Below are 25,233 nucleotides of genomic sequence, written 5' to 3' on the forward strand. Positions count from 1 at the left end.
TCAATATTTTTATGAGTAATGATTAATAATTCGGGTTTTGCGTCAATAAGCCTGCGCTCAGATCGATCTCGTTCTGCGGGATCGGCATGAGTTCGCTCTTACCTGCCACGAAACCTTTGCTACCGAATACTGCGGGACCACGGCCCTGGCGGATCACGTCGAAAAGACGATCGAATTCCATTGCCATTTCAGACCTCCTTTCGCGATAGATAGCGGCACGCAGCGTGGCCTGATCGGTAGTAGTTACCGGCGGCAATACTGTCAATGGGTTTGAACCCCTTGCACGTGCCCTTACCGCGTTCAATGAAGTAAGCGCCTGTGCTGTATTTGCACCGCCCAATTCATTGGCAGCTTCTGCATTCATCAGCAGAATTTCTGCATACCTCATTACCCTGATATTCTGTTCAGCACCTTCGTTACATGCACCCGGGTATTGACCAAACGGAACATATGATTTCTGGTTGTACATCGGGTTGTCGCCAGTTGCCGGGATCACATCACCTTCAGGGGTAGTTTCTCCGCGGAAGATGATGGTAGCATCCCTGCGTGGATCGCCTGGCTCGTAAGAAGCAGCGAGGTCAGCAGTAGGAACGTTGAAACCCCAGCCGCCGCCAACTGATCCCCTTACACCCTGTACCTGTGAGTACTGGGAATTGGATGCGTCGCAATTACCTGCGATGTATTTTGCCTGGATCTCAAAGATAGATTCCACGCTGTTTTCGTTCGCCACCCTGAAGAGCGCTTCGTAATCAGGATACAGCTGATAACCCATTCCCATTACCTGGTTGGTATAGGTCAGTACATCTGCCCATTTTTTCTGATACAAAGCAACTTTTGCATGCAGGCCAAGAGCGGCACCTTTGGTGGCACGGCCTACATCGGCTGCAGGGTATGACTGTGGCAATACTGCTGCGGCATCGGTCAGGTCTTTTTCAATTGCTGCCCATACATCCGCTTTAGGCGTACGTGGAAGGTTATATTCAGAGGCATCTTTAGGTACATTCAACCTCAATGGCACATCGCCGAAGGCACGCACCAGCCTGAAGTAAGAATATGCCCTTACAAATTTCGCTTCCGCGAAATAACGTGCTTTCAATGTTTCGTCCATGGTGATAGCAGGAACGTTGTCCAGTATCTGGTTGGCGAAATTGATATTCTGGTATTGCCCTGTCCAGAAATCAGCCAGCTGGCCATCTGTAGGGCTGATACCGAAATTGTCATAAGAATTGAAGAAAGTTGCATCCGTCGGGCTGCTTCCTTTTTCAGCATCATCGGAACCCATGCTTTCGATGGCGATAGGTGCAAATGATACGTTCTTCCATTCCCTGAGGTTGGCGTACATCGCGTTCACCGCTTTGGCAGCATCTTCCGGAGTTTTCCAGAACTCAACGCTTGGCTGTGTAGCCTGCGGAGGCACATCAAGAAAAGTTTTCTTACATGCCCCAAGCAACAGCATCGATGCAAGTACCGAAGCTGAAGCGACTCTTTTAATATTATTATTTTTCATATCGAAACTGTTTATTTATTAGAAAGTAACGTTTACACCTAAGTTATAAGTAGCAAACAACGGATATACATTCGCATCGATTCCGGCATTGGTTGGTGTACCACCAACTTCAGGAGAGAAACCGTTGTATTTGAATACAGTCAGGATGTTCTGCGCATTTGCATAGGCCCTGATCTTTTTGATACCCCACCTGTCGGTCATTTTTGAAGCGATGGTATAACCCAGTTGCAGGTTCCTGATCCTGAAATAGCTTCCGCTTTCTACATAGAAGGAATTCGGCAGGTAGTTGTTGCCACCACCGATGCTTGCAGAAGGGTAAGTATTGGAAGTACCTGCACCATGCCAGCGGTTGTCGTAAAACTCTTTAGAGAAGTTTTCGTTACCATACCTCAGGCCAAGGTTAGCATTGTAAACGTCTACATCCGCTACACCCTGCAGGTCAACTGTAAGATCAAATTGTTTGTATGCCCAGTTGGTGCTGAGGCCATAAGTGTATTTAGGATTCGGGTTACCCAAAGCAACTTTATCCCTGCCATCGATCACACCATCGTTGTTCTGGTCAACATATTTGAAATCACCTGGTTTGGTATTGATCTTCTGTGCAGAAGCATCTACTTCAGCCTGTGTCTGGAAAATACCTGCTACCTGGTATCCGTAGAACTGGCCGATCGGCTGTCCGAGTACGGTACGTGTTGCAAGCCCACCACCTGTAGAAGCTGCGCCACCTGCATAGATCGGGTTAGCACCTGTGGTTACTTTCAATACTTTGTTTTCGTTGGCACTGAAGTTACCAGCGATTGAATAGCTCAGGTTGCTGTTGATGGTACTTCTCCATGATGCTGCAAATTCAAGACCCTGGTTCTGGAAGGTAGCCTGGTTACCAATGATAGAGGCAGAACCTGTACCGATGGAAGTTAGTACCGGAATACCGAAGATCGCATCTTCTGTTTTTTTATTGTACCAATCGATCTCAACAGTCAAAGCGTCGTTCAGGAAACCAGCTTCGAGGCCGATATCCGTACCAACACCTGTTTCCCATTTGATGAATGGAGGAACGATAGAGTTAACGCTTGCACCTGTATAAGCTGCACCGCCAAAGATCGCTGTAAGGTATGCACCCTGGTTAACGGTCAATACGGAAGGATTGATAGGTACTACGCTGTTACCAATCTTACCGTAGCTACCCCTGAGTTTCAATGTGCTGAAAATTTTCTGGGTTTCCATGAATTTTTCTTTGCTGATCACCCAGCCCGCACCTACTGAAGGGAAATAACCCCAAAGGTCGCTGCCGAAAAACTGTGAGCTCGCATCCGCACGCATAGAAGCCGTAAGGAGATATTTGTTTTTGTAAGCATAGTTCAACCTTCCGAAATAAGAAGTGCTGGTGTTCAATGAACCGCCATCTACCACATTCCTTGTGGCATTGTTGCCTAAAGCAAGGTAAAGATCGCCTTCACTGCTGTATGGAACACCTTGTGCGGTACCTGTCACTGTATAATATTTATTGCGTTGGGCAGACTGGCCAACCAGTACCTTGAAAGTATGGTCGCCAAATTTATTATCATAAGTAACGGTATTTTCCAATATCCAGTTTCTTGTCTGATTTTTATTGATGCTCAGCTGGCTGATGAGGTTACGTTGTTTCAATGTAGCGGTATATACCGGGGTATAACCACGTACATCGCCATCGCCGAACTCACCACCGAAACTGCTGCGGAGGGTGAAATGTTTCGCGAATTTGAATTCACCGAATACGCTACCGGTAAAACGGTAGTTCTGTGATTTCTGGTTGAAGTAATCGATCGTTACCTGCGGGTTGAAGTTATTACCATCACCCAATGCGTAATCGCTTGGATCTCCATATGTACCATCTGCGTAATATACAGGTACTACCGGACCTGCAGCGTACAACTGGTGGAAGATACCACCCGGGATGTCATTCGATTTGCTGAATGCACCTGTAATGTTATACCCTATTTTCAGGTTAGGGATGATCTGGAAATTATTTACAAAACGGGCTGTATACCTTTTGTAGTTATTGGTTTCCACATTACCATCCTGGTTGAGGTAGCTCAATGACAGGTTGTAATCGGATTTATCCGTACCGCCACTTACAGAAACCTGGTGGCTGGTTACCAGTGCATCCCTCATTATCTGGTGGTACCAGTCTGTTCCTTTACCAAAGTTGGTATTGGCAAACAAAGGCTGAGCACCATTTTGTGCATATAATTCGTTGATGATAGTGGCGTATTCGGTTGCGTTAGCCATTTTCACCTGGTTGGTTACCGTCTGGAAACCTACATAACCGTTGTAGTTAACAACAGCTTTGCCGGCACGTCCTTTTTTGGTTGTGATCAAGACCACCCCATTGGCGGCCCTTACACCGTAGATAGATTCACTGGATGCATCTTTCAATACACTCAATGTTTCGATATCATTATTGTTAAGGAAAGAGATATCATTATACCATACCCCATCAACAACATACAACGGGCTTGCAGTACCATAGATGGTACCTACACCACGGATGCGGATCTCAGGTGAAGCACCCGGAGCCCCGGAGTTAGTGATCTGCACACCCGCCACTTTACCTTGCAAAGCGCCGATCGGGTTGATGGAAGCCTGTTTTGCCAATTCTTCCCCTTTGATATTTGTAACTGCACCGGTCACATCAATTTTCCTCTGGCTGCCATAACCAACCACGATCACCTGTTCGCCGGTTTTGATAGAAGGGAACAATTGAACGCTTACATCTGTACGGCCACCTACTGCTACTTCTTTTGGTTCGTAACCAACATAACTGAATACCAGGATGGCATTATCTGCCACGTTCAGGCTATAGTTACCATTACCATCGGTAGAAACACCGCCGCCGTTCTTTACATTTACGCTGGCACCCGCTAACGGACGGCCATTTTCATCAGTTACCGTACCCGTTACACGGACATCGGCCACCACTTCATTTCCGGTTGGTTTATACAAAACAACCAGGTCATCTTTCATCATTTTGTAAGACAAACCGGAGTTTTTAAGCAAGGTACTCAACACTTCCGGAAGATCCGCTTCCCTGAAATTCGCATCAATTTTCAATTCAGAAGGGATAAGGCTGTTGTTGTACACAAAGCGGTATTCGCTTTTACTTTCCAGCATGCTGATCGCTTTGGTGAGGTCAACACTTTTTAATTTGAGGGTTATCTTACTCTGGCTCTTTGCCTGTACCGATAACTGCATGAAGAACAGAAGCAGTACTGTAGATACCAGCTTCATGCTATTCATCACCTTTCTCCTGAATTTCTCACTTCTGAAGAAAGCAATTTGTTTGGCAATAATCATGTTTTACTTTTTAAGATTAAACAATAGCTAATTAATCGTTTTTTTGGTTTTAGCAGTGCCGGGTTGCAGCCCGGTGCTGGTTTTGGATGTTTGTCTTTTCGTTTTATGGCATAGATCGTATTTAATTAATAAATGATGATGGAATTATTTTCTGTCTTGTAATTAAAATTATAAGAAACCTGCAGCGCCTGTATTACCTGCATGAGGCTTTCGTTGTTGAAATTGCCGGTAAACTTCTGGCTTTTCAGTTTCTCCGATTGAATATCTATTGGTCGTCCGTACCAACGCTGTAAGGTCGTTGCGATAGCGCCTAGGTCTTCATTGCGGAACATCAGCTTGTTTTGTGTCCAGCCGATCTCTTTGATGATATGTTCTTTCTCATCCATATCCAGGTGGGCTACAGCTATAAGGGGAGCCACAGTGGTATTGTGCTGCTTTGGATCTGCAGATTTAACATCTTTGGCCAGGGCAGAATTTTCATTTTCGCCCGTACTCAGCACCGATATTTTTTCGTTGGGCTTGAGTATGATCTTTTCGTTGCGGCGGTTCTTCAGTGTTACTTCTATGGAACCTTTTATCAGCGAGGCTTCCGAAGATTGTTCACCCGGGTATGCCTTTACATTGAAAGTGGTGCCCAACACTTTTATATCCATCGCCGGAAGGTGTATCACAAACGGCTTGGATTTATTTTCTGTCACTTCAAAATAAGCCTCCCCTTCCAGCGTCACCTCACGGGTATTGCCAAGGAAATTATCGGGGTAACTCAGTTTACTGTCAGAATTCAGGATAACATTCGTTCCATCCGGCAATTTCACCTGCGAGCGGGATCCCGGCCGGGTGGCGATATTGTTCTCCGAATGTTTGAGGGTATCTTCTTTTACAGAACCGTTACCGGAGAGTATCATGAACAGCAACGCCAATCCTGCCGTAACAAGAAAAGACGATAAGACTATTTTCTTTTTGTAAGTAGCCCAGAAACTACGTGGTTGTTCCTGTTCTTCCGGCAACTCAACAGGTAATGTATCTTGAACTTCTTCACTGAGCGGTTCTACAGAAGCAATTTTCAAACGAAGGTTGCGAAGGGCTTTTTCTTCCGCTTCCGCTGTCAGTTGTTTGTATTTATGGGAAATAGCAAGATTGGAAATGATATCCCTGTATTGGGGATAGTGTATATATAACAACTCCAGTTCAGTTGTTTCATCAACCGAAAGCTCTCCAGCAATCTGTTTGGAAGCTAATATCCAGAACCTGTTTTCGTCCAATATGGCAGTTTATACATGGAAGGACTTAAAAATGGAAGGATACCCCCAAAGGGACGTTAACTTTTTTTTAAGAATTTGAAGAGGATTAGAGATTAGGGGTTAGGAGAGGTTTAGAGGTCGTTCTAACAGCGAATAATTCTAAACTCTAATCCCTGATCCCTAAACGTGTCGGTATGATTTCATCGCCGTGGCAATTTTTTTCAGGGCTATACCCATTTGATTTTCAACGGTTTTGATAGACAGGTTGAGGACTTTGGCTGCTTCTGCGTATTTGAGCCCGTCTTCTTTCACCAGCTTGAAGACCGCTTTGCATTTATCGGGAAGATTGTTGATAGCTTTTTGCAAACTCCCTGATAACTCCTTGGCAATCAATAATTCATCTGAATTACCCGTAGTTACCTGGATATCTGTTCCATTGGCATATTCTTCTATCCAGCAGACTTTTTGCTTTTTTGCCTTGTATAAATAAGTGAGGGAAAGATTTTTTACTGCCACATAGAGAAATACCCGGAGGTTTTTGATCTCGGGAAGTGAGGCCCTTTTTTTCCAGAGTTGCACAAACACATCAGATACAACCTCCTCGGCAATATGCTGGGATTTGATGATGCTGAAAGCAAACCTGTGCAGGTCGCGGTAAAGCAGCAGGTATAATTTTTCGAAAATAGCCGTATCGCCGCTGGCGGCAAATGAAACTTGCAGGTCCTCTATAGAAGTATGTATGTCATTGGTTTTTGACATTGCGGCAAAACAATTTGATTTTTTAAAGGTAGGTAAAAATAGTATTTCTCAAATAGAAGCAATGAAAAAATGCAATATGGACAATAATAGCTTCAAAATAATTAACTTACAGCCCGATTGATTTTTCAGAAAACGGTCAAACAACCGCATTGAAACAACTTTATTTATGGCTTATAAGATATTGATCTACGATGACGACAAGGATATCCTGGAAGTAACCGCCGCGATCTTAAAGATGCGTGGCTTTGAAGTATCGTGCAGGGATAATTGTCGCGAGATCACCCAGGATGTTGAACAACAACAACCGGATGTGATATTGATGGATAACTGGCTCCCGGATATCGGCGGCGTGAAAGCCGTTCAGTTTTTGAAGAGCACCGAAGAATTTAAAAATATCCCCGTAGTATTTTTCAGCGCCAACAGCCACGTGGAAGAATTAGCCCGCGAAGCCGGTGCAGATTACATGCTGAAAAAACCTTTTGAAATAGCGGACCTGCAGGCGTTGGTGACGGAAGCAGCCGAGAAATTCAGAGCAAATCTGGTTTAGCAGGAGATTAGGGTTTAGGGTTTAGAAAGATCTTCGGTTTGAACAACCTTCTAATCCCTAAACTCTGTATTTATCCATTCTGCAATTTCAACCACTCCTAAAATCATATCCACATCATTCTGTTCTATCGCCTGCCTCGGCATATACCCAACTAATGCTTCATCGGGATCCTGCACAATGAGTTTCCCCCCGCATTCCTTTACATAGATCATGGCATCGGCGCCATCTGCGTTAGCACCGGATAAAAGTATGGCTGTAAGACCTTTTCCAAATACATCGGCTGCAGAGCTGAACGTGACATCAATGCTCGGACGGCTGAAATTCACTTTTGCGGAAGCATCCAGCGAAAGTGTCTTATCCTGCTCTATGAGTAAATGATAATCCGGTGCCGCAATGTAAACCGTGCCAGGCACAAGGATATCTTTTTCATCAGCTTCCTTTACGGTGAGTTTTGTCTTGCTGGCAAATAATTCTACCAGGCCGTTATCCGATTGATTGTTGCGGTGCAATACGATGATAACGGGAACGGGTAGCCGCTTACCTAACAGCGGCAGCAGATTCATCAGCACTTCCAGGCTACCGGAAGAGCCGCCGATCACGATCAGTTTTTCGGGAGAAGTCATCGTTTCTTTCTCCATATCTTTTCTTTGTTAGCTATTTGCGAATAATAGGGCGCAATGGCCGAAAACTTCAGCGACTCTTTGCTACCCAGTGCCAGGAAACCCAATGAATCCAGGCTTTTATCAAACAATTGCAATACCCTCGCCTGCAGATCCTTGTCGAAATAAATGAGCACATTACGGCAGAGTATCAGCTGAAATTCGTTGAAAGAAGAATCCGACACCAGGTTGTGCGTGGAAAAAACCATCTTATCAGACAAAGCCTTATCGAACCGGGCAAAATTATAATTAGCGGTATAATAAGAAGAGAATTCGTGCCGGCCACCGGCCTTGATATAATTCTCCGAATTCTGCCTCATCTGGCTCATCGGAAAAATTCCTGCCTTGGCTTTCTCCAATACTTTCTGATTGAGGTCGGTTGCATAGAGGATCGCTTTGTGCAGCAAACCTGCTTCCTTTAAAAGTATGGCCATGGAATAAACTTCTTCGCCTGTTGAACAACCGGCATGCCATATCCTGATGAACGGATAAGTGGCGAGCACAGGCACGATCTCGGTCCGCAGCGTATTGTAGAATCCCGGATCGCGAAACATTTCCGTCACATTCACCGTAACTTCCTCTACGAAATGAATAAAGAATGCCTGGTTTTCCAATACCCTTTGCCTGAGGTCGGCAAAACTGTTACACCTTTCTTTTACATAAAAGGCATTCACTCTCCGCATCAGCGATGCCCGAGAATAACCGGTGAAATCATACCCATAATATTGTATGATCTCTTCCAGTAAACCTTCCAGTTCTTCATTTGTTGTCATCCTCTCGAATTATTTCCGGTAAGCAATCCCCCCATCACCTGCAGCAATTTATCTACATCCACGGGCTTGGATACATAACCATCAGCACCCGCTGCAAGGCATTTTTCTTCGTCGCCTGGCATAGCCTGCGCTGTTACTGCTATCAGCGGAAGATGCCGCAGCAATGGCTCATGGCGTATCTGCCCGATGAGTTCGTACCCATCCATACCGGGCATCATCATATCTACCAAAGCCACATCTATGGCCGGATCTTCTTTGAGCAGCTGCAATCCGTCCTGTCCGCTGAAAGCAGAAAGGCAGTTGAAATTCCTGGCTTTCAGTACAGCATTCAACGCGAATATGTTCCGTTCATCGTCATCGATGATGAGGATCTTTTTATGCATATATTTTTATTACACGAATTTGACGAATTACACGAATCAAAGCGCAAGCCTGAAATTTTCACCCCGCTAAAAAAAACCGATAGTTTCACCATTCACTATTCACTATTCACTATTCACTATTCACCTTTCACCATTCCCTACCTGTTCTCATACAACCAGATCCTCAATAACGATACCAGCTGATCCATGTCCACCGGCTTGGAAATATAATCCGAAGCGCCTGCCGCAATACATTTTTCCCTGTCGCCACTCATCGCCTTTGCCGTCACTGCTATGATAGGAAGATTTTTGTAGCGCTTTTGTTTACGTATGTTCCGGATGCTTTCGTAACCGTCCATCTCGGGCATCATGATATCCATCAGTACGATGTCGATAGCAGAATTTGCTGTCAGCAGATCGATCGCTTCCTTACCATCCATCGCCGGAATGATGCGCAGCCCGTATTTCTCCATCGCTTTTGTCATGGAAAAAATATTGCGCACATCATCATCCGCAAGCAGTACAGTTTTTCCTTTCAACACACTTTCCTGCATTACGGAATGCTCAAAATTAGGGAGCCCCTTTTTACTATTCTCCTGCACCATATGGAGGAAGAGGGTCACTTCATCGAGGATGCGCTGGTAAGAATTAGCGGTCTTCAATACGATCGCGTCTGCATATTTTTTCAACTTGAACTCTTCCGGCTGCGATAATTGTTTGCCGGTAAAAAGTATCACCGGCATGCTTTCCAGCCCTTCGCTCTGTTTCACTTTTTCCAGCAATTCTTCATAACTATTATCCGTAATACCCATATCGAGTATCACACAATCAACTTCACTTTTGTGCAACGAAGTGATACTGTCTTCGAGGCTCTGGTTGATCTCTGTATGCACATTATAAGTGCCGAGGTAATAAGCCAATGCCTTAGCATGTTTGTAATTCTCTTCGATGATCAGTACTTTTTTCTCTTTCTTACTCAATACAAATTCTATCTTATCAAATATCGTATTCAGCTGCTCGAACGCTACCGGCTTGTTGATGAAATCGATCGCACCTTTCAACAGGCTTTCTTTTTTCACTTCAAAAGAAGACATGATATGAACCGGGATATGCCTGGTGGCCGCATTGTTTTTCAGGGTTTCCAATACTTCCCAGCCATTCTTCACAGGTAACTGGATATCGAGCAAGATCCCCGCAGGTAAATATTGTTTCGCCAGTTCGATCCCCACATCGCCCCTTACAGCAGCCACTGCCTTATACCCTTTCTGGCGGGCATATTCCACCAGCGCTTTTGCGAATGCGGTATCGTCTTCAATGATCAATAATATCTTGTCATCGGCTGTAATAACTGCACGATCGTCTTCAATGTCTTCGGGAATGATATCGGTATGATAACGTTTGTCTTCCGCTTTGATCCCGATACCGCTTATGGGCGCTGCCTGTTTCTTTTGAACCTTTGGTTCCGGCTCTTTTTCCCCCGCAGGAAACTGCACATAATGTACGGGAATGCACAATACAAACTCGCTTCCTTCGCCAGGCGTGCTGGTAACAGTGATCTCTCCACCCAGTAATTTCGCCAGCTCGCGGCTGATGGATAATCCAAGCCCGGTGCCGCCAAACTTACGGCGGGTAGAGCCATCTTCCTGCTGAAACGCTTCAAAGATCAGGTCGAGTTTATCTGAACTGATACCGATGCCGGAATCTTTTACAAGAAAACAAATGAAGCCTGGCCTGTTTTCCGGACAATTCAGCGTAAGCTGTACAAATCCTTTCTGGGTAAATTTGAAAGCATTCGATAATAGATTTTTCAACACCTGCTCCAGGCGCATCTTATCCGTTTCTATTACGGCAGGTACGTTAGAATGTACATCTATCCTCCACTCCACGTTGTTCATTTTCGCCATCGGCTCAAACAGGCCATTCACATCATGGATCATTTCGCTGATCGGTACAGGCAGGGGCTCGATGGTCATTTTGCCTGCTTCAATTTTTGAAAGGTCCAGTATCTCGTCTATCAGTTGCAGCAATCCATTGCCCGAACTTTGTATCACCTGTGCATACTGCACCTGGTCGGGAGTAAGATTTTGCTCATTGTTTTCCGACATCAGCCGCGAAAGCAATAAGATCGAATTCAGCGGTGTACGCAACTCATGCGACATATTTGCCAGGAACTCCGATTTATATTTTGTAGACAAGGCAAGTTCTTCCGAACGTTTCTGTATCTCATTATTTTTCTCAATGATGAGCTCATTTTGTTGCGACAGCATCCCTGCCCTTTCTTCCAGCAGGGTATTTGTTTCAATGAGTTCTTCAGACTGCACTTTCAATTCTTCTTCCGATGTCTGCAGTTGCTGTGCCTGCATTTCCAGCTCTACGTTGATCTGTTCGAGCTCGCTTTGCTGGCTCATCAGTTCTTCTGCCTGCGCCTGTGTCTCTTCCAATAGTTCCTGTACCTTCTGGCGTGTCTGAACAGTATTTACAGCTATGCCGATATTTTCCCCGATCGAGCCGAAAAAGGCTTTATCCCTTTCCGTATAGTTATTGACAGAACCCAGTTCGATCACCGCTTTGATATTTCCCTGGTAAAGAACGGGCAGCAGTGCAATGTTGGTGGGTTGTACGCTGGCGGCAGCAAAACTTATGCTGATTTCATTTTCAGGAATATCTTTCACCACGATCATCTTACGGGTGCGGGCGCATTCTCCGGGAAGCCCTTCACCCATTCTGAATGTCTGCATGGATGGGTTTTCGGCCAGGGCGAAACCATTTTGCAAAGAAAAGCTTTCATCGCTTTCCGCGATATAAAATGCCCCCACCAGGCTATCCGTATAAGACGAGATAAAACTCATCAGTTTTTGCGAAAGGCTGTTCATGTCATTTTCGCCCAGTATTGCATCATTGAGGCCGGCTACCCCGGTCTTGAGCCATTCCCTGTCGGCAAGCTCGGTAAAGGAAACCTCCAGCGAATGTGCCATCTTGTTGAGTGCGCCTGAAATGCTGGCCAGGCTATCCGTATCAGCATCCTGTACCCGAACGCTGTAATCGCCGGAAGATATCTGCCCGGCAATATGATTGATCATTTCTATACGGTTACTGATGGCGATATCTTTGTTCAGCAATTCTTCCTGTAATCTTGTTTTATCTGCAATGTCTTTTTTCACTTTCAGGTAAAACACGATGGTGATGAGTAACGCAAAAAATGCGGCAACTACTATCAACACAGGTGTAAAGGCGGAAAACCTGTTCATCGTTGCCGTCCTTGCATCAAGCAGCGTACGTTCACGATCCGTCATATTTTTTACGATGGCACGCACACTATCCATGAAAGATTTACCCCTGTACAATTCATTCAGTTCAATCGGGGCATTATTTTTACGCATATCTATCAAAGCCTGCAGACTGGAAAACCTTCGTGTTACCAATTCGCTCAACTCTGCCAGCCTTACCTGCTGCATGTTATTATCGATGGTCAATTCTTTTAATGCTGAAATATGCACTTTTACTTTATCGAATGCGCCATTGTACGGATCGAGAAAAATTTCTTTGCCGGTCAGTAAAAAACCACGTTGCCCGGTTTCCGCATCTTTCATATCGGAAATGGTCTGATCAAGATGCTGCACCACTTCAGTGGTATGCGCTACTTCGGCCGAACTGTGCAGCAGGCTGCGGATGCTGATAAAAGATGCGGCGGAACTAAGTATCAGGATCAGCAGTGAGATGCTGAATCCAATGAGAAGGTTTCGGTTCAGGGATGACTTCATAAATCAGTTACAGTTTTATTTTAAGGTGATGCTGGTTGCTGGATGCTGGATGCTGGTTATCGTAGCGAAGAAAGAAGCAGTTCACAAAAATTATGAACATCCACTATCCAGTATCCAGCAACCAGCATCGGTTTTACTTTTGCGGCAATTCGATCCAGAATACGGAACCCTTGCCCGGCTCACTTTCTACACCAAAACCGGCGTGATGTTTTCGCAGTATCTCTGCGCAGATGTAAAGCCCTATGCCGAGCCCCTGCGGCGTTGAATCCGTATCGGATACCCGGAAAAATTTATTGAAAATATTTTCACTGTCGGCCCGGGAAATGCCGATACCAAAATCCTGCACGCCAAAATAAACCTTTCCATCTTCCTGTTTGCGGGTGATGAGTTTTATCTCTTTCGAATTGGGCGCATATTTTACCGCATTACTTACAAAATTGATGATCACCTGCTCGAGGCGCACTTCATTGGCCATCACTTTCACTCCTGCCCTGCCTTCGCGGGTGATATCCCGGGAAGGATATATCTGCTGCAGCATTTCCACCGTACGGTCGATCAATTGATCGAAATCCGTTTCTTTCAGATCAAAATTCAGCTTGCCGTTTTCAATTTTAGAAATATCCAGCAGATCGTTGATGAGTGTATCCAGTTTGTTTACCTGCATCAGAGTCCTGTCTACATAAGGTTTTGTTTCCGTTTCAGGCGGGGTAACAGTGTCGAGTAATTGCACATAAGCCTTGATGCTGGTGAGCGGCGTTTTCAGTTCATGGCTCGCGATGGTAAGAAAATCATCCTTACGTTTTACCGCCATTTTTTGCTCATTGATATCGGTGAATGTGCCCACCCATTTTACCACGGCACCATTTTCGATGATGGGTATCGCGGTAAGCAGGTGATAATGCCATACCTCACTTTTCAGCTTGCGGATGCGCACTTCCGCTTCCAGTTCCCTGCCCGACATCACGGCATTGTTCCACAGGTCTTTTATAGGAGCGTCTTCGGGATGGCTGGAAATGAATTTGGTAATGGAATCGCTGTACAGGTACCAGTTTTCATTTACGAAGTCGATCAAACCTGCGGAAGTCGCTGTGAAAGCGATCTGCGGAATGGCTTCCAGTATACCGTGCAGTTCCTGGGCTTTTTCCTGTATCTGCTGCTCCGTCTTTTTGCGGAATTCTATTTCCGACCGAAGGCTTTCCTGCATCAGGTTGAGCTCGCGGTTTTGTTCGTATAAGCGGACGAATGTTTTTACTTTAAGCAACAAGATATCCGGATCGATGGGTTTGATGATATAATCGATAGCGCCGGAATTATACCCTTTTGTAATGAACTTTTTTTCTGTGCTTACCGCTGAAAGAAAAATGATGGGAATATCTTTTGTCTGGCTGTTGCCCGAAAGTATCTCCGCCACTTCAAAACCATCCATTCCCGGCATTTGAACATCCAGGATGATGAGTGCATATTTTTGCTTGAGTGTTTTTTTGAGGGCTTCTTCACCGCTGCCTGCCGAGTCTACCGGGAACGAATGCAACTCAAGAATAGACTTGAGGGAGAAAATGTTTTCCGGCCGGTCATCTACAATCAGGATCATGCTTGCGGGTTAATGAATACAGTCAGTTAAATTTTTAATATTTTATTGAATGTGTGCTAAGATACGTTATGAATAGCGGTAAAAAACCTATATATTATATAACATCCGCACACAACAATTCCACCTGGATTTTATCCGGATGGGTTATGATATCCTAAAATGTGCCAAAAATTTTTACGTAGTAAAGCTTTGTATCCCGCGGGCAAGGTAAAGATGAATGGGGAAAAAGATGCCTGATTGGGGAATCGGCATGTTTCAATATTATTTGGATAGTATCAACCAAGAACATAAAAACCCGGTCATTTATCATTGGTACTTTTTTGCCTGGCGGTAAATTTTTCCTCGACAGGCCGGCAACAGTATTCCCTGCCAACTCCTTCCCTTGCTACTGCCAGTCAGCTGGTCACTATTTCTCCACAAAAAAATACAAAGATCATATCAGGTGCAACTCTGGGATCATAAGATCACTTGCTGTCCCGCCTTAGTTCTTTTCCTGTTTAACCTTACCACCGCATACATCACAACCGCGGACAAGCCGATCAGTAACGCGTAGCTTAAACCCAGGTTGCGCTCGTCTTTGGCGGGAATGGTAAACACTACTGCATAACTCAGTATAGAAACGATCACATACACTATACCTCCCGCCAGGCCACCGGCTATGGCCGCGTTTTCAGGAAACTGGCGCATGCTGAAAGTGAAATAATTATTGTAAGTGTAACCCGCCGTTACATGAATTAAAAATGCGAACAGCACCAGTGTGAAAAGATTGCTCACAAAGCCCACACTGAGCAACATGAGCACGACAAAAAATATCTGCAGGATTATATTCACCGAAAGTTTTTTGAAGAAAGGCCTGTTAATCGTGGCTTTACCAATAAACCCACCAGTCATCCATGCAAGACCGAGTATGAGTGAACAATACCCGGCAACTACCGGTGTAAGATGAAATTCGTGCTCGATGATGAATGGGCCGGTCATATTATACACCATCACCATGGAGTATGCAAAACCGAGGATCACCAGCCCCAGCGTGAAATGTGCCGTGCGGATCATTTTGGCATATACTTTTATAATGCGGCCCAGATCAAAACCTTTGATCTCTTTCAATGTTTCCCCACCGAAAATGATCTCCAGTACCAGTATCACTACCGCATAAACTGCCAGGAAATAAAAATTAGATTGCCAACCAAATACATCCTGCAGGTAACCGCCCAGGAACGGCGCCAGTATGGGCCCGGTAGACCAGATGATGGTGAATATGCTGAGGTAATATTTCAATTTATCGCCGGTAAATACATCCACGAAATACGCCCGTTTGGAAACCACTATCAATGCTACCGTAATGCCGTGCACTGCCCGCATGGCGTAGATCAGGTAGATATTATGCGTCATGCCGATGATGATGCTCGCCAAGGCAAAAACCACCAGTCCGCCGAGGCCGATCTTATACCTTCCGTAACTATCGAGCAGGCTGCCGACAAATAATTGCGAGAGGCCATAACTGATGAGAAATATCGTGATCGTCATTTGCACCTGTATGCTGCCTGCGTGCAAACCTACCCCCATAGAAGGTAATGAAGGAATATAAATATCAATCGCAAAACCTGATAACGGTATCAGTGCCAATGATAAGAAGGTGGCGATGCCCTGGTTATTTTGTTTGATCCTTTTTATAGGCCCCTGTGTTGCTATGTCCATATCCTTGATTCTTTAGATATATAATTTGAAATACGAATTACACGAATTATACGCGTACCCTGTTCAATAATTAGATGAACGGGCATTTTCACCCGTTGAGGCGTGTTGGTTAGATGCCGGGATTAAACTACCGTCGCTATTGGAATAGCGGGATTTGACTATTCCCCGTGCTAACAACATTCAACATGTCAGGAACTACTTCCCCATTCCCCCTTACCCTCGACACCTTTATAACGAGATTTTCTATCCCACCGAATGTTTCCGGAATGATTGCTTTCATATTAATTATCTTAAAACAGAAAAACAAAATTATACCATTAATGACAAACAAATTGGTACAATTATGATATAAATTGGTATTTTTACCCCATGCAAAAGGAAAATATTTACGAACCGTTCTCTATAAAGTTTGTGACGGCAGATGATTGCCCCAGGCCCGGGCACGGGCATAATTTTTTTGAACTGGTGTATGTGATCTCGGGCACCGGCACTCAATCCATCAATGATAATACTTTTCATTACCGTGCCGGGCATATGTTCCTTATCACACCGGAAGATTCCCATTCGTTTGAGATTGAAACAACGACGGAATTTTTCTTTCTTCGTTTTACCGATATCTATCTAAAGAACAGCAGCCTGCTTTCCGATAATATCCAGCGGCTCGAATTCATTTTGCACAATGCCAATCACCGCCCTGGTTGCATATTAAAAAACCATAGCGACAAACCTTTTGTGGGATCCACTGTGGAAGCCATCCGGCATGAATTTGAAAACAAAGATCTGTACAACCGGGAGTTGGTGCAGCAAATGGTGAATACACTGATCATCATCGTGGCACGCAACATAGCCCGTTATCTTCCGGAGCAGGTGAATATGGGTACTGAAGAAAAAGCGATGGATATTCTGCAATACATCCAGCAGAATATTTATTATCCCGAAAAATTGAAAGCATCCAGCATCAGCAGCAACTTCGCGGTTTCAGAGGCATATATCGGACGCTATTTCAAACGCCATGCAAATGAGACTTTGCAGCAGTACATCACCAATTATAAAACTAAGATGATCGAGCACAGGCTGCAGTTCAGCGACAAACGCCTGAACGAGATCGCGGGTGAATTCGGTTTTACTGATGAAAGCCATTTCAATAAATTCTTTCGCAAACAAAGCGGGCAAAGCCCGAAGGCATACAGGAAGGAAATGAGGGAAGCTGTTTAGATCATAAAAAAGCCGCCGCATATCTCAGCGACGGTTAAATGTTGAACTGACTCCATTCAGCCTGACAACTATTTTTTAATTATTTGTCGTACTTATATACCACTTTTGATACATCGCCGAAAGAATTTTTTGACTCCAGCTTTACAGGATAACCTTGTGAATCGAGTGTATACATAAAATCAACAGAAAAAGAAGGAGTGCTGTCTGCATAACTTGTTGTCGATTTCTTTACCAGGTGTTTGGAATTTACCCCGATGATATCTGTGACAGCACATTCAAACCTATACAGATCAATTCCTGTGATATCCTCGAGGTTGAAGTATTCGTAAGTTATATAGTATTTCAACACGCCATTGATCCATACATCAAAGCGGGTGATGTCGCCATTTGTCCAGGTATACACTTTTTTTATCACATTTCCATTGCTTCGTGTATCCGTAACAGATAGTAGTTCACCTGCCTGGCCATATGTATAAACGTATTCGGTTGTATAGGGCGAGTTCGCTACGTAAGCCGCATTCCCATTAAGTTTCACCACACGTTTGTTTGCATCCAGGGTTGCTGTCGCATCCAGCACCAGCCTGTTTTCCAATGGCCTGAAGTCTTTTACAGATATCGAGTTGCCATTGTATACTAATGTATAAACATCTTCAGGGTAACCAGCTTTGATAACACGCCCCTGAACATCATATTCATAATTTACTGTGTCGGTATAATACCCGCTGAACGCCTGCTGTACAAGGTGCTTTTTCGCATTTGCGGGAACAGGTGTTGGAGCAACAACCTCTTTGTTACAGGAAGACAATAAGATGCCCGTAAGCGCCAGGGCGCTGAAAAATACAGATTTCATTTTGTTATTTTTTAAGTGGATCAACGAGGATGTTTTGTTGGTATCCTCAATTCGGATGCAATGATAAAACGCGTTACCGGAATGAGAAAGCATTGCTATCCCAACGGCTGACCTGAATGATTTAACGGAAATAGCATCCTTATAATAAAGAGAAGATATATCGCAGATTACAAATGGATGAAGGGGATTGCGCAGATTGTTTTCACTGCGTGAAAACGGAAATGCAGTTTATGCTAATAGAAACAATTACATATACTGGATTTCTTATAAAACTACCGAAACATTTTAAAAGAAATCTGTGCAATCACACCAATCCCTTATAATCTGCGATTTCCCTATTAAAAAACAGGAAAAACCCTGTAGGACGGAAATTTCAGTATAACTAATATTGCATTCTAATTCTAACTTATGTTCTGGAAAAAGAAATCAGCAACCCTATTATCGGCTTTCAAAGAGAGGTTTGTCTGCCTGGGACCTGAATACCTCAAAGAAAGTTTTTCAGACCAGGGAGATTTTCATGATGCCGCCAAAGAGAAGCTGATGGCCTGCATCAGCAACAGGGAACTTACCCACAAGGAAATAGAAGAACTCAATAACCGCTATGACTTTGACCTCTGGCAGGGAATGGTGTGGATCAATGCGCCCGATTATAAAAGATATTCGAAAAACATCATCGAATCGCCCCGGTACCGCCTCACGGATTTTGCAGCTACGCTGAACCAACAGGAGATCGGCAAAATAATGGAATACTTCAATTTTGAATTGTTTTATAGCGCCAACGATATCGCCCTCGTATCAGGTATATTGGGAAGAGATCTGCTGATCGATTGCCTCTGGAACCAATATTCGAAAGTGACATTGCGGGTAGAGCACAAACAGGCGGAATATAATTATTACCGCAGGGAATTTAAAAGACCCTGATAGCTGCAACTAAATATTCTTATATTTATGGCATGAGATACGGCATCATTTTACTGGCATTGCTGGCCGCATGCAGCAACACAAAAAATACTGCCAGCACACTCACACAACTCAGGCTCAACGATGTGGCCTACGGATCGTTCCCCAGCAGCAAAATGGATGTGGCATTGCCTGCAGGCAGGACGTCCAAAACGCCTTTCGTGATCATATTACACGGCGGTGCCTGGACATTGGGCGATAAGGTTTGGGGCGGCAGAACGCAGGATAGCCTGCTGGCGCATGGCATCGCTTCTGTAAATATCAATTACCGGTATGCCGACAACGACCGCACCCACTACCAGGAATTACTGAAGGATATAGATACTGTTATCAGCTTTTGCAGACGCTACTCTTCGGAATGGAATACCCGCAGAACGAATTTCGTCATGAATGGCGAAAGTGCCGGGGCCCATCTGGCGCTCCTGTATGCCTATACCACTTCCAATAAGATCAGCACTGTCATTGCAGAATGCTCCCCTACTGATTTTTCAGACACCGCCATGCTCAATCATTATGCGCAGGCCGATGCGAACGTGCTTTCGGCGATCGGTAAAATGACCGGGGCTGTTTATACAAAAGGGAGACCGCTGCCTGCGCAATATATTGCTGCAAGCCCGGTGAGCCATGTAAAAAATATCCCGGCTTTATTTTTTCACGGTACTGCCGATCAGCTGGTACCTTACTCACAGGCACTCAAGCTGGAAGCGGTGCTGAAGCAAAAGAATTTTACACACAAACTCGTATCGATGCCGGGCGCAGGCCATGATGTAGGATTCAATACCCCGGAAGGAAGAAAACTGATCTATGGGGAAATGGTGGATTGGGTGTGGAAATATGGAAAATGAAGCCTGATAAAGCAAAATGGGGCACGAATAAAAAACACAGATTTTAAAAAGACAAAAGGATTGCGCATTTTTATTTTGCGCACGCGAAATAAAAATGCAGTTTATACAATAATTCGCCTGTATAAACTGCATTTCTAACCTTTTAAGACCAACGTGCATTCAAAGCTTATTTATTCAGCACAGCATTTTTAATCCCGATCAATATCACTCCCTGTACATTATAGGGAGCCGTGGCCAATCCAAAATCTTTCGGATCGATGATCAGTTCTGCATTTAGCCGTGGCTGATAAATATTGTCATTCCCATTCGCCGCAAAAGGCGCATCGGTCGAAATAAACAAAGTAAACGGTAATTCCATCTCTTTGGACACTTCATTCAGTTGGGCCGTCAACAACATCTTCGACATTTTCCCATTGTCTGCCGTAGTCATAAAATCTATTTTTTCCAAAGGAAAAGTGCCTTTCAGAACCAGCTTCAATTCTGGTGCATCATCCATACTACCGCCCGGTATCAAAGGGTTCAGCACAATGGAAGCTTTAAATTCGCGGGTGGATTCCCCAATAAAAAAATACGCTTCAGTTTTGGCCGTACCACTCACCACATCATTGATCTTTTTTGCCAACACCACTTCGCTGACGGCCTGTTGAGCAAATACCGCCGGAAACTTCAATAACAAAGTGAAAAGAAGGAGGATTGTTTTCATTGCCAACTTTTTAAAAATTACGAATGGAAAGGTAATCTTAATAATATTTCTATTCAGTAAATACCCCAAAGATTTGACTATTTACCATTCACTATTCACCATTCACCATTCACCATTCACTATTCACTATTCACTATTCACTATTCACTATTCACTATCTCACCCCCTGAAATGCGATCTTAAGAACCACGCCATCTGTTCGTGTTTTTCCAGCAACCCTGTAATGAAATCGCTGGTGCCCAGATCCCCATAGTCGTTGGCAAATGCGTTGATATTGCCGCGGATGAATTCAATCACACTTTCGTGATCTTCCAGTAATTCTTTGAGGAAACCCATGCTGTCGTTTTTGCGTTCGCTGTACTCCGACAAATGCGTGAGCTGAAGCAATTGTGCAAGTGTGGCCGGTGCATAATGGCCGATCATGCGGATGCGTTCCGCAACACTATCCATCAGTTCGTCGAGCTGTTCGTACTGCCCTTCAAAAAAAATGTGCATGCTATGAAAATCCGGCCCTTCCACATTCCAATGCGCATTGCGGGTTTTGGTGTACAATACAAATTCATCCGCCAGGAGTTTTCCCAATTGAGCTGCCACCTGGCTCCTGTTTTCTTCGCTGATCCCGATATTCGTTTTCATGTTGTTTAGTTTTTAAAATGATTAATTTTTTTGAATGATTGTACTGTAAAGCTATATTTTACCCAGGCTAAATGCAAACTGTTTTCGTTGAAAAGGCAATTTGAATCGTTGAAACCGGTAGTATGTAGCCGCAAAATTTTGCAAGGGCTAAAATAATAAAGGGCGAATGAAACGGAGATCAGGAGATGCGGTGTATATTGTATAATATTTTGCATGTTCTATATTCTTACGGGCATCATACGCTCCTTCCGCATCCACCGCGGATTTCAGCCTCTTTTGAAAACGAAATACCCCCCGTTGGCCTGTTCATTCAATGATACCGGGATAAACATTTTAGAAATCTACCCGGATCGTAATGAGCTGTTGTGAAAGACCAGGCTTAAATAAAAAACTGTTGTTAAATAATTGTCACGGGGATACATTTACAACTGTGGCATTCTGTTTATCTTGCGTCCATCAAAACACTTTTTATGAAATGCCTCATCATCGATGATAACGAAATAGCCAGGACGATGCTGGCGCAACTGGTCAGCCAGGTGGACGACCTTACCGTGAGCGCCGAATGCAGCAATGCGATGGAAGCCTATAATTTCATCCAGAAAGATCCTGTAGACCTCTTTTTCCTGGACATCGAAATGCCTGGCATGACGGGGCTTGAACTCACACGCAACCTGGGCGACTGCTGCCCTGTGATCATTTTCACTACTTCCAATAAGGAATATGCCCTGGAAGCATTTGAACTCAATGTGGCGGACTACCTGTTGAAACCTGTTACCCCGGCAAGGTTCCTGCAAGCCGTCAACAAAGCCCGCGACATCCTCAACAGCCAGCAGGAGGAAGTGAAGTCGACGGGTGAAGAATTTATTTTCATCCGCGATTCAAACGTGATCCGCAGGCTCAGCATGAATGATATCCTATATGCGGAAGCCCTTGGCGATTACGTAAAATTATATACCACCGAAAAAATGTACGCCATTCACAACACGCTGAAATCTGTGGAGGAGCGATTGCCATCGGATAAGTTCCTGCGCATCCACCGCTCATTCATCGTGGCATTGAATAAGATAGATACGCTGCAGGATGGCGCCGTGGTGATCGGGCGAAAACCTTTACCCGTAGCCGATTCGTACCGAAAAGCGCTGAACCGGAAAATGAACGTACTATAGCTTTCCCAACGACAGATATCCGGCATTCACCGTCCTGAAAAGCCATTCCGGCGAACAATATCGCGGCAACTATTTTTTTAACTGAAATTACTTCTTTTGCTATGATCAATTTTGACAAGATGAGCACCAGGCAGTTTATTTCAATGATAGTTGTACTTTTTGTAACAGGCACTTTATCGCTCGTTTTTGTACAATACAATTCTTCTTCCAATGTAAACAGGTTGATCAACGGCAACAGCCGCTTGCTGAAAGAGCTGCGCACCAGCAACCATCTCCGCGAAGTGGAACGGGACATCATATGGGTGGAAAGCCGCATCAGGGCCGCGATTGCCACGGATGACATATCGCACCTGGAAGGTGTGGACGACAAAGTGGAAGAAGTGCAGAATTACCTGGATACATTGATAACGTTAAGCCCGGATCAAAAAAACATCGGCTACATCAAGCGCCTCGGTGTGCTGATCGATAAAAAAAAGGATACCAAAGATCAGCTGGTGACGGAATATACCAGCACCGGCAAAATGGATAACACGATCATGATCTCTAACCCCGGGGCAAGGATCATTTCGAATGAGATCAGCCAGCTTACCAAAAAGATCAATGATAACCGGCAACTCGTAATGCAGCAACTGACCACTTCTGTAGAACGGGATGCCCGGCGGGCCAAACTGTGGAACGGCGCCATGATAGGCCTGATAGTGCTGCTCGGCAGCGGCTGGCTCTGGTTTATCATCAGCAGGATACGCCAGCAAAACAGCCTGATACAACAGCTTGATATTTCAGAGAAAAAAGCCCGCGAATCGGCCGCCGTAAAGGAAAATTTCATGGCAAACATGAGCCACGAAATACGCACACCGCTCAATTCTATCCTGGGTTTCACGAATCTTCTTTCGCAGAAAAAACTGGATGCCGACTCAGGAAAATTTGTTTCATCCATACAAAAGGCAGGCGAAAACCTGCTCGCCATCATTAACGATATTCTGGATCTCTCGAAGATCGAGGCAGGCATGATGCGGATTGAACATACCCGGTTCAGTGTGCGTGGGCTATTCGATTCCATCCGCACTTTGTTTCACGAGCGGGCCAGGGAAAAGGCGTTGGCATTACAGCTTACGATCGACCCGGATGTTCCCGATACATTGATAGGCGATGCCACGAGGCTTACCCAGGTACTGGTAAATCTTATCGGAAATGCCATCAAGTTTACTGCTGCCGGCAGCATTTACATTGATGTGTATGTAAAAAATAAAATTGAACAGAATATAGATTTAGGTATCCGTATCACTGATACGGGCATCGGAATTCCGAAGGAAAAATTAACGGAAGTGTTCGATCGTTTTCACCAGGCAGAAGATTCCACAACACGAAATTACGGTGGTACCGGACTGGGTTTATCCATCGTAAAAGACCTTCTCGACATACAGCACGGAGGAATTTCGGTAGAAAGCGAACCCGGCACGGGCACTACTTTTACACTTTTCATTCCGTACCTGATCTCCCCTGAACAGTTGAACGAAGTAGCGGTTACGGAAGATGACCGCTACAAAAACATTTCAGCCTCCTCCGTAAAATTGCTGGTGGTAGACGACAATGAAATGAATCAAAGCCTGATGACGCACCTGCTGGGCAACTGGGGTTTTCAGCATGAAGTAGTAGGCAATGCGGCCACCGCGATCGCATTGTTGCGCCAGCAACCGATAGACCTGGTATTGATGGATATACAGATGCCTGAAATGGATGGTTATGCGGCTACGCGTTTTATCCGCCAGGAAATGGGCTCCGATGTTCCCATAGTAGCAATGACCGCACATGCGCTCGCGGGAGAAAAAGAGAAATGCCTGAGCTTCGGTATGAATGATTACCTCCCAAAACCTATCATTGAGCATCAGCTGTATAATGCCATTTTAAAATTTACGGGTAAAGAAAAAAAGCCACTCGTTTTTTCCGAAAATATAGAAAATGCAGGTTACCAATTCATCCATACCGGTTACCTCAAAGACATCAGCAAAGGCAATATTGTATATGAGCAAAAAGTGACGGAGCAGTTTTTGCGGCTTGTTCCCGCATCGCTTGACAAGATAGGCAATGCCGTATCATCGGGTGATATCGCGGCTTTACGTGCGGAGGCGCATGACCTGAAAACGACTGTTTCGATCATGGGGCTTACAGAAATATTGCAGCCTGTACTCGACTCTATTGAGCAGGCGGCGGATGTAAATGCAGCTGCAGCAGGTATTGCAGCATTGAAGAATATTTGTGCAAATGCGTTGCCAGAAGCGCAGCATTTTTTTGAGGGGTTGTAATAATCCCACACTTTATTTTATTTTACGAATTTTTTTTCAGTTTAAACTCTTTATACTCCACGGCCGTTGGGCCGGGCGTTTGCGCTCCCCACAGTACTGTGCAGGACTGCAAACGCTGGTTTGGAACAAATACCGCTTCGCGATTCATTCCAATTTTGCCTACGGCAAAACCCCACCGGCTGAGGCGTCTCTGCAAACAATGATATTCTTCGCGAAAGGAACTATGAATTCAAGAATATTCAGATTTTGAAACTTTCAAATTACCGAGGTACTTATTATCCACTACCACCCTGCAGATTGAACATTCCAACGACCATAATTGCC

19 protein-coding genes are annotated in these 25,233 nt (G+C 44.7%); 6 read left to right on the forward strand and 13 right to left on the reverse strand.

The genetic code is table 11. The features are described 5' to 3' along the window. Positions 1 to 22 precede the first annotated feature (22 nt). The 4 genes from EGI32_RS01890 to EGI32_RS01905 all read right to left on the reverse strand — a co-directional run bounded on the left by EGI32_RS01890 (position 23) and on the right by EGI32_RS01905 (position 6,840). Positions 23 to 1,507 (reverse strand): RagB/SusD family nutrient uptake outer membrane protein, encoded by a 1,485-nt coding sequence (locus tag EGI32_RS01890; protein WP_255153664.1) that lies wholly within the window; start codon positions 1,505 to 1,507, stop codon positions 23 to 25. Positions 1,508 to 1,525: 18 nt separating this feature from the next. Next, positions 1,526 to 4,840 (reverse strand): TonB-dependent receptor, encoded by a 3,315-nt coding sequence (locus EGI32_RS01895; protein WP_255153665.1) that lies wholly within the window; start codon positions 4,838 to 4,840, stop codon positions 1,526 to 1,528. A 125-nt stretch (positions 4,841 to 4,965) separates the two neighbouring features. After that, complete coding sequence (locus EGI32_RS01900) at positions 4,966 to 6,102, reverse strand: FecR family protein (protein ID WP_255153666.1); 1,137 nt, start codon at positions 6,100 to 6,102, stop codon at positions 4,966 to 4,968. A 159-nt stretch (positions 6,103 to 6,261) separates the two neighbouring features. Then, positions 6,262 to 6,840: an RNA polymerase sigma-70 factor gene (locus tag EGI32_RS01905; RefSeq protein ID WP_255153667.1), complete on the reverse strand. Its 579-nt coding sequence runs from the start codon at positions 6,838 to 6,840 to the stop codon at positions 6,262 to 6,264. A gap of 166 nt (positions 6,841 to 7,006) precedes the next feature. On the opposite strand from EGI32_RS01905, the gene EGI32_RS01910 reads away from it, so the two are divergent. Further along, positions 7,007 to 7,387 carry a response regulator gene (locus tag EGI32_RS01910; RefSeq protein WP_255153668.1) on the forward strand — a complete coding sequence of 127 codons (381 nt, stop codon included), beginning with the start codon at positions 7,007 to 7,009 and terminating at the stop codon, positions 7,385 to 7,387. Positions 7,388 to 7,437: 50 nt separating this feature from the next. On the opposite strand, the gene EGI32_RS01915 is transcribed toward EGI32_RS01910, so the two are convergent. The 6 genes from EGI32_RS01915 to EGI32_RS01940 form a co-directional block, all read right to left on the reverse strand. Further along, positions 7,438 to 8,025 carry a chemotaxis protein CheB gene (locus EGI32_RS01915; protein ID WP_255153669.1) on the reverse strand — a complete coding sequence of 196 codons (588 nt, stop codon included), beginning with the start codon at positions 8,023 to 8,025 and terminating at the stop codon, positions 7,438 to 7,440. Continuing rightward, complete coding sequence (locus EGI32_RS01920; protein WP_255153670.1) at positions 8,007 to 8,819, reverse strand: protein-glutamate O-methyltransferase CheR; 813 nt, start codon at positions 8,817 to 8,819, stop codon at positions 8,007 to 8,009. Before EGI32_RS01920 ends, EGI32_RS01915 begins: the two co-directional genes overlap by 19 nt. Further along, positions 8,816 to 9,202 (reverse strand): response regulator, encoded by a 387-nt coding sequence (locus EGI32_RS01925; RefSeq protein WP_255153671.1) that lies wholly within the window; start codon positions 9,200 to 9,202, stop codon positions 8,816 to 8,818. The genes EGI32_RS01920 and EGI32_RS01925 overlap by 4 nt, the downstream gene beginning before the upstream one ends. A gap of 137 nt (positions 9,203 to 9,339) precedes the next feature. Beyond that, a complete protein-coding gene (locus tag EGI32_RS01930) occupies positions 9,340 to 12,942 on the reverse strand; it encodes a response regulator (RefSeq protein WP_255153672.1) in 3,603 nt (1,200 codons plus the stop codon). Positions 12,943 to 13,075: 133 nt separating this feature from the next. Next, on the reverse strand, positions 13,076 to 14,533 hold the full coding sequence (locus EGI32_RS01935; protein WP_255153673.1) for a response regulator: 1,458 nt from the start codon (positions 14,531 to 14,533) through the stop codon (positions 13,076 to 13,078). 456 nt (positions 14,534 to 14,989) lie between these two features. Beyond that, complete coding sequence (locus EGI32_RS01940; protein WP_255153674.1) at positions 14,990 to 16,231, reverse strand: MFS transporter; 1,242 nt, start codon at positions 16,229 to 16,231, stop codon at positions 14,990 to 14,992. Between the two features lie 369 nt (positions 16,232 to 16,600). On the opposite strand from EGI32_RS01940, the gene EGI32_RS01945 reads away from it, so the two are divergent. Then, complete coding sequence (locus EGI32_RS01945; RefSeq protein ID WP_255153675.1) at positions 16,601 to 17,446, forward strand: AraC family transcriptional regulator; 846 nt, start codon at positions 16,601 to 16,603, stop codon at positions 17,444 to 17,446. Positions 17,447 to 17,525: 79 nt separating this feature from the next. Here EGI32_RS01945 and EGI32_RS01950 read toward each other — a convergent pair whose 3' ends face one another. Beyond that, positions 17,526 to 18,296: a DUF4595 domain-containing protein gene (locus EGI32_RS01950; protein WP_255153676.1), complete on the reverse strand. Its 771-nt coding sequence runs from the start codon at positions 18,294 to 18,296 to the stop codon at positions 17,526 to 17,528. Positions 18,297 to 18,704: 408 nt separating this feature from the next. Between EGI32_RS01950 and EGI32_RS01955 the strand changes: the two genes are divergently transcribed. Both EGI32_RS01955 and EGI32_RS01960 read left to right on the forward strand, forming a co-directional pair. After that, the gene (locus EGI32_RS01955; RefSeq protein WP_255153677.1) at positions 18,705 to 19,217 is read left to right on the forward strand and encodes a hypothetical protein; all 513 of its coding nucleotides are present in this window, start codon (positions 18,705 to 18,707) and stop codon (positions 19,215 to 19,217) included. 32 nt (positions 19,218 to 19,249) lie between these two features. Then, entirely contained in the window at positions 19,250 to 20,101 is an 852-nt protein-coding gene (locus EGI32_RS01960; protein WP_255153678.1) for a prolyl oligopeptidase family serine peptidase, read from the forward strand. Between the two features lie 166 nt (positions 20,102 to 20,267). On the opposite strand, the gene EGI32_RS01965 is transcribed toward EGI32_RS01960, so the two are convergent. Then, positions 20,268 to 20,804: a hypothetical protein gene (locus EGI32_RS01965; RefSeq protein WP_255153679.1), complete on the reverse strand. Its 537-nt coding sequence runs from the start codon at positions 20,802 to 20,804 to the stop codon at positions 20,268 to 20,270. A 159-nt stretch (positions 20,805 to 20,963) separates the two neighbouring features. After that, positions 20,964 to 21,440, reverse strand: a complete 477-nt coding sequence (locus tag EGI32_RS01970; protein ID WP_255153680.1) for a Dps family protein — start codon at positions 21,438 to 21,440, stop codon at positions 20,964 to 20,966. Between the two features lie 470 nt (positions 21,441 to 21,910). On the opposite strand from EGI32_RS01970, the gene EGI32_RS01975 reads away from it, so the two are divergent. Together EGI32_RS01975 and EGI32_RS01980 are read left to right on the forward strand one after the other, a co-directional pair. Continuing rightward, a complete protein-coding gene (locus EGI32_RS01975; protein ID WP_255153681.1) occupies positions 21,911 to 22,606 on the forward strand; it encodes a LytTR family DNA-binding domain-containing protein in 696 nt (231 codons plus the stop codon). A gap of 101 nt (positions 22,607 to 22,707) precedes the next feature. Then, positions 22,708 to 24,909, forward strand: coding sequence for a hybrid sensor histidine kinase/response regulator (locus tag EGI32_RS01980; RefSeq protein WP_255153682.1), 2,202 nt, complete (start codon positions 22,708 to 22,710; stop codon positions 24,907 to 24,909). Positions 24,910 to 25,233: the final 324 nt, after the last annotated feature.

It is taken from the genome of Ferruginibacter sp. HRS2-29 (genome assembly GCF_024343615.1).
Taxonomy (GTDB): Bacteria; Bacteroidota; Bacteroidia; order Chitinophagales; family Chitinophagaceae; genus Ferruginibacter.

Coding starts and splice junctions, on each gene's coding strand:
- EGI32_RS01945 (WP_255153675.1), top strand. CDS start 16,601: ATGCAAAAGGAAAATATTTACGAACCGTTCTCTATAAAGTTTGTGACG.
- EGI32_RS01890 (WP_255153664.1), bottom strand. CDS start 1,507: ATGAAAAATAATAATATTAAAAGAGTCGCTTCAGCTTCGGTACTTGCA.
- EGI32_RS01970 (WP_255153680.1), bottom strand. CDS start 21,440: ATGAAAACGAATATCGGGATCAGCGAAGAAAACAGGAGCCAGGTGGCA.
- EGI32_RS01980 (WP_255153682.1), top strand. CDS start 22,708: ATGATCAATTTTGACAAGATGAGCACCAGGCAGTTTATTTCAATGATA.
- EGI32_RS01935 (WP_255153673.1), bottom strand. CDS start 14,533: ATGATCCTGATTGTAGATGACCGGCCGGAAAACATTTTCTCCCTCAAG.
- EGI32_RS01920 (WP_255153670.1), bottom strand. CDS start 8,819: ATGACAACAAATGAAGAACTGGAAGGTTTACTGGAAGAGATCATACAA.
- EGI32_RS01960 (WP_255153678.1), top strand. CDS start 19,250: ATGAGATACGGCATCATTTTACTGGCATTGCTGGCCGCATGCAGCAAC.
- EGI32_RS01910 (WP_255153668.1), top strand. CDS start 7,007: ATGGCTTATAAGATATTGATCTACGATGACGACAAGGATATCCTGGAA.
- EGI32_RS01915 (WP_255153669.1), bottom strand. CDS start 8,025: ATGGAGAAAGAAACGATGACTTCTCCCGAAAAACTGATCGTGATCGGC.
- EGI32_RS01955 (WP_255153677.1), top strand. CDS start 18,705: ATGTTCTGGAAAAAGAAATCAGCAACCCTATTATCGGCTTTCAAAGAG.
- EGI32_RS01940 (WP_255153674.1), bottom strand. CDS start 16,231: ATGGACATAGCAACACAGGGGCCTATAAAAAGGATCAAACAAAATAAC.
- EGI32_RS01930 (WP_255153672.1), bottom strand. CDS start 12,942: ATGAAGTCATCCCTGAACCGAAACCTTCTCATTGGATTCAGCATCTCA.
- EGI32_RS01950 (WP_255153676.1), bottom strand. CDS start 18,296: ATGAAATCTGTATTTTTCAGCGCCCTGGCGCTTACGGGCATCTTATTG.
- EGI32_RS01965 (WP_255153679.1), bottom strand. CDS start 20,804: ATGAAAACAATCCTCCTTCTTTTCACTTTGTTATTGAAGTTTCCGGCG.
- EGI32_RS01925 (WP_255153671.1), bottom strand. CDS start 9,202: ATGCATAAAAAGATCCTCATCATCGATGACGATGAACGGAACATATTC.
- EGI32_RS01905 (WP_255153667.1), bottom strand. CDS start 6,840: ATGTCAAAAACCAATGACATACATACTTCTATAGAGGACCTGCAAGTT.
- EGI32_RS01975 (WP_255153681.1), top strand. CDS start 21,911: ATGAAATGCCTCATCATCGATGATAACGAAATAGCCAGGACGATGCTG.
- EGI32_RS01895 (WP_255153665.1), bottom strand. CDS start 4,840: ATGATTATTGCCAAACAAATTGCTTTCTTCAGAAGTGAGAAATTCAGG.